Annotated in this window: 4 protein-coding genes; 2 read left to right on the top strand and 2 right to left on the bottom strand. The window is 69.3% G+C overall.

What is annotated here, in order from left to right; translation table 11 throughout:
- Positions 1–191 precede the first annotated feature (191 nt).
- Both E1211_RS30775 and E1211_RS30770 read right to left on the bottom strand, forming a co-directional pair.
- Positions 192–1,055 (bottom strand): hypothetical protein, encoded by an 864-nt coding sequence (locus tag E1211_RS30775; protein ID WP_132353535.1) that lies wholly within the window; start codon positions 1,053–1,055, stop codon positions 192–194.
- A gap of 92 nt (positions 1,056–1,147) precedes the next feature.
- Positions 1,148–2,992: a phosphoenolpyruvate carboxykinase (GTP) gene (locus E1211_RS30770; protein WP_132353533.1), complete on the bottom strand. Its 1,845-nt coding sequence runs from the start codon at positions 2,990–2,992 to the stop codon at positions 1,148–1,150.
- Positions 2,993–3,444: 452 nt separating this feature from the next.
- On the opposite strand from E1211_RS30770, the gene E1211_RS30760 reads away from it, so the two are divergent.
- Together E1211_RS30760 and E1211_RS30755 are read left to right on the top strand one after the other, a co-directional pair.
- A complete protein-coding gene (locus tag E1211_RS30760; protein WP_132353531.1) occupies positions 3,445–3,981 on the top strand; it encodes a GtrA family protein in 537 nt (178 codons plus the stop codon).
- A gap of 63 nt (positions 3,982–4,044) precedes the next feature.
- The coding region (locus E1211_RS30755; protein ID WP_132353529.1) for a GtrA family protein at positions 4,045–4,741 on the top strand (697 nt) is incomplete at its 3' end.

Below are 4,741 nucleotides of genomic sequence, written 5' to 3'. Positions count from 1 at the left end.
CCGACCACCACCACGTCGAACTCGTCGCTCACCGTGTCGCCCTCCTCCGGCCTTCGCTGATCGCCGGTCGCGCGTCGGGGCGGAACCTGGCCCACCGCCCGCCGTGACCGAGCTCACTCCTCCATCCTGCCCGGTCCCCGCCCACGAAGGCCGGCACCGCATCGTCCGGCGCGTTCCGCCGGGGGCGGGCGTCAGGCCGTGCCCGCCCCGCCCCGGAGCGCGCGGTCGGCGCGCCACACGCCGTACAGCGCCACGCCGGCGGCCACCACCAGCGGGCCACCGTCGCGGACCAGCCCGTCCGGGCCGAGCAGCCACAGACACAGTGGAAGGTCGACGGCGAGCACCAGCACCGTGACCGCGACCAGGAGCAGGCGGGCCCAGCGCCGACCGCGGAGCAGGAAGGCGGTGCAGAACAGCACCAGGTAGCTGGCGAGGATCCCGCCACCCAGCCAGAGCAGCACGGCCGGCACGGCGACCAGCCGCCCGTCCAGCACCGCGCCGACGGCGGCCAGCGCCGGTACGAGCATGAGCGGGCTGTACGTGAAGGCGGCAGCCCGGCTCGTCAGCAGCCAGCCACTGGCCTCGGGCCGCCGTGGTGCCACCTCGCGCCAGAAGATGCCGGACCGCTCGACGACCAGCCGCCGGCGGTGCCGGACCAGGTGCTCGGCGAGCGCCGGCGAGCGGTAGAGCTGCCAGACCACGGCCGCGCAGAGCGCGGTGAGCAGGGCGAAGCCGATCGCTCCCGGCGCCGGTGGCACGCCGTGCCGGGGCACGACCAGCCGGCCGACCGCGAAGACCGTGGTGACGGCGAGGATGAGCCCGAACGGCCGGGCGACGATCCTGCCCCGACGGACGTGCCCGATCAGCACCAGGAAGCCGAGCGAGCGCAGCATCGCCCAGCCGGTACGGACCGCCAGCCCGAAGCCCTGCTCCGGGGCGTACCACCAGTTCAGCACCTCGACCGCGACGGTGGCCGCCGCGGACACCGCCGACAGCCAGGTCAGCGACCGGACAGCGGACGGCCGCCGGACCTCGGTCGCGGCGGCCGTCCTCATGACATCCGATGATGCCCCTGCCGGGGGCGCGTTACACCCGGGCGTGGCTTCCGGATCTTCGCCGGCCTGCGACGAGATCCGGGAGAGTCGCCCTAGCGCTGCGGTTGCTCCGCGTCGAGCCGGGCGCGCAGCGCGTCCAACTCGGCCCAGAGAACGCCGGGCAGCTTGTCGCCGAACTTCTCGAACCATTCGGTGACCAGCGGCAGCTCCTGGCGCCACTCCTCCGGGTCGACCTTGAGCGCGATCCGGACATCCTCGGGCGTCATGTCCAGACCCTCGACGTCCAGCGCGTCCTGGGCCGGCACCATGCCGATCGGCGTCTCCACCGCCTCGGCGCGCCCCTCGATACGCTCGACGATCCACTTGAGAACCCGGGAGTTCTCGCCGAACCCGGGCCAGAGGAAGTTGCCGTCCGGGTCCTTGCGGAACCAGTTGACGTAGTAGATCTGCGGCAGCTTGGACTCGTCGCCGTCGGCGCCCTTGCCCATCTCGATCCAGTGCCGGAAGTAGTCGCCGGCGTGGTAACCGATGAACGGCAGCATCGCCATCGGGTCGCGCCGGACCACGCCGACCGCACCGGACGCGGCGGCGGTGGTCTCCGAGGAGAGCGTCGCGCCCAGGTAGACCCCGTGCACCCAGTCGCGGGCCTCGGTCACCAAGGGAACGGTGTCCCGGCGGCGGCCTCCGAAGAGGATGGCGTCGATCGGCACGCCGTTCGGGTCGTAGTAGTCCTCGGCGAGGATCGGGCACTGCGTGATCGGGGTGCAGAACCGGCTGTTCGCGTGCGAAGAGAGGCTGTCGCTCTCCGGCGTCCAGTCGTTGCCCTTCCAGTCGGTCAGATGCGCCGGCGGGTCGCCCATCCCCTCCCACCAGATGTCCCCGTCGTCGGTCAGGGCCACGTTGGTGAAGATGGAGTTGCCGCGGTCGAGCGTGCGCATCGCGTTGGCGTTGGTCTTCCAGTCGGTGCCGGGCGCGACGCCGAAGAGGCCGTACTCCGGGTTGACCGCGTAGAGGCGACCGTCCGGGCCGAACCGCATCCAGGCGATGTCGTCGCCGATCGTCTCGACCTTCCAGCCGGGGATCGTCGGCTCCAACATGGCCAGGTTGGTCTTGCCGCAGGCCGACGGGAAGGCGCCGGCGATGTGGTAGACCCGCCCCTCCGGCGAGGTGATCTTCAGGATCAGCATGTGCTCGGCGAGCCAGCCCTCGTCCCGCCCCATGACACTGGCGATCCGCAGCGAGTAGCACTTCTTGCCGAGCAGCGAGTTCCCGCCGTAGCCGGAGCCGTACGACCAGATCTCCCGGGTCTCCGGGAAGTGCGAGATGTACTTGGTCTCGTTGCACGGCCAGGCCACGTCCTGCTGGCCGGGCGCGAGCGGCGCACCGATCGAGTGCAGCGCGTGCACGAAGTCCGCGTCGTCGCCCATCGCGTCGAGGATCGACCGGCCCATCCGGGTCATGATGCGCATCGAGGCGACCACGTACGGGCTGTCCGTGATCTCCACCCCGAACATCGGGTTCTCCGCCTCGACCGGACCCATGCAGAACGGGATGACGTACATCGTCCGGCCGCGCATGGAGCCCCGGTAGAGGTCGGTCATCACGCGCTTCATCTCGGCCGGGGCCATCCAGTTGTTGGTGGGGCCGGCGTCCGCCTCGTCGACGGAGCAGATGAAGGTGCGCTCCTCGACCCGGGCCACGTCCGAGGGATCGGTGCGGGCGTAGAAGGAGTTCGGCTTCTTCTCCGGGTTCAGCCGGATCAGGGTGCCCGCGTCCACGAGTTCGTCGGTGAGACGACGCCACTCCTCGTCGGACCCGTCCACCCACACGACCCGGTCCGGGGTGGTCAGTTCTGCGACCTCACGGACCCAGGCGAGAAGTTTGGGATGGGACGTCGGGGCCTGATCGATACCCCGAACAACAGCCGGAGCAACCATGACACATCTCCTTGTGGTCGACGCTGACCGATCTATGGGATGCACGAGTCTGGGCGGGCGGGAGCCGCTTCGCCTTGTGGAAACCTGGGATTGGGCTCAGCGTAAACCGGGCAGCCTCCCCAGTCAGTGGGACTGGTTGTGAAGAACTGCACAAGGTAGGGACACGCTGCGGCATCGCGATCTGATACCCGTTTCTGCGCGCAGTTTCACGCAAATCCTCGGGAAAACCTTCGCCCGTCGGCTGACCGCCGAGGCGTTCTAGGGCCGCCGGGATCGCCGTGACGACACCGGGGAGCCTCCGCCGTTCCACCACGCGACGCCGTCCCGGCGATTACGCTCTGTCCATGTCGACCGCGGTCGCCGCGGGTGCCGCCGGTGCCGGCCGCCCCCGCTCGTCGTTGCTACCGATGCCACGTGTCCTCAGCCGGTAGGCTCGGCGGGTGGCCGCGACGATGACGGGAGAGCAAGAGGGCTCCCGACCGACCCGCACCGGCCCGCTCCGGGCGCTGTTCGACCGTTTCGGTCACCTCGTCCACGAGATGAGCAAGTTCGCCACCGTGGGCGGCATCGCCTTCCTGCTCGACTTCGCGCTCTTCAACTACCTGACCGCGATGGAGGGCCTCGAGCAGGTCACCGCGAAGACGATCTCCACCGTGATCGCCGCGACCGTCGCGTTCGTGGGCAACCGGTTCTGGACCTGGCGGCACCGTCAGCGCAACAACCCGGCCCGCGAGTACGCGCTCTTCTTCTTCTTCAACGGCGTCGGCCTCGGCATCGCCGTCGCGTGCCTGGCCATCAGCCGGTACGGGCTGGGCAGCCTCTGGCCGGAGGTGTTCCGCACCCCGCTGGCGGACAACATCGCGAGTTTCATCGTCGGCACCGGGCTCGGGACACTCTTCCGGTTCTGGTCCTACCGACGGTTCGTCTTCCCGGAAGCGGGAACCCCAGCCGTTCCGGAAGTGACGTACGACCGAGACCACGGGGCGTGACCTGCCGCCCATCCCGTCCGGCCGGAGCCTGCCGGCCCAGATCACTGTCTTAAGGTGTTCCGCATGCGTCTTGTCCGTCTGCTGCCCGAGCGCTGGCAGAAGTTCGTCCACGAGGCGCTCAAATTCGGCATCGTCGGTGGCATCAACACCGTCATCAATTACGCCGTGTTCAATGCGCTGGCACTGACCGTTTTCGTCGCCGGTCAGCTGAAGGCGACGGTGATCGCCACGGTGGTGGCGACGATCACGTCGTATCTGATGAATCGCCACTGGACGTACCGCGATCGACCAAAATCAGCACTACGGCGCGAATATGTCCTATTTTTCCTGTTCAATGCCACGGGTCTGCTCATCGAGCTCGGCGTCCTCGCCGCGGCCAAGTACGGCCTCGGCGTCACCAGCCTGCTGGCACTGAACATCGCCAAGACCGGCGGCGTGGTGCTGGCCACGCTGTTCCGCTTCTGGTCATACCGGACCTTCGTCTTCCAACCGGCCCCGGCCGCCGAGGAGAAGAGCTGGCACAAGGTCCCGCGTGACGAGTGGGACACGATGGCCGAGATGGACCCGGTCGCCGAGCTGGCCGAGTCGGTCTCCGAGTTCGAGGAGGCCAAGGCCGCGTCCGGAGACGGCGACCAAGACCGCCGGACGGCGACGAACGGCCACACGCCACCGGCCCAGAAGCGGCTGAACCCGCTGGATCCGCGGCTCCCCGACGACCTGGACGCCGCCCTGGCCGCCGAGTTCGAGCCCATCACCCGCC

Origin of the sequence: Micromonospora sp. 15K316, assembly GCF_004348525.1 — a bacterium.
GTDB lineage: Bacteria > Actinomycetota > Actinomycetes > Mycobacteriales > Micromonosporaceae > Micromonospora.
The sequence above is the reverse complement of the archived record's forward strand: the minus strand, read 5'-3'. Positions and strand labels throughout refer to the sequence as shown.

Excerpts from the sequence above, each read along its gene's own strand:
- E1211_RS30760 (WP_132353531.1), top strand. The coding sequence starts at position 3,445 with ATGACGGGAGAGCAAGAGGGCTCCCGACCGACCCGCACCGGCCCGCTC.
- E1211_RS30770 (WP_132353533.1), bottom strand. The coding sequence starts at position 2,992 with ATGGTTGCTCCGGCTGTTGTTCGGGGTATCGATCAGGCCCCGACGTCC.
- E1211_RS30775 (WP_132353535.1), bottom strand. The coding sequence starts at position 1,055 with ATGAGGACGGCCGCCGCGACCGAGGTCCGGCGGCCGTCCGCTGTCCGG.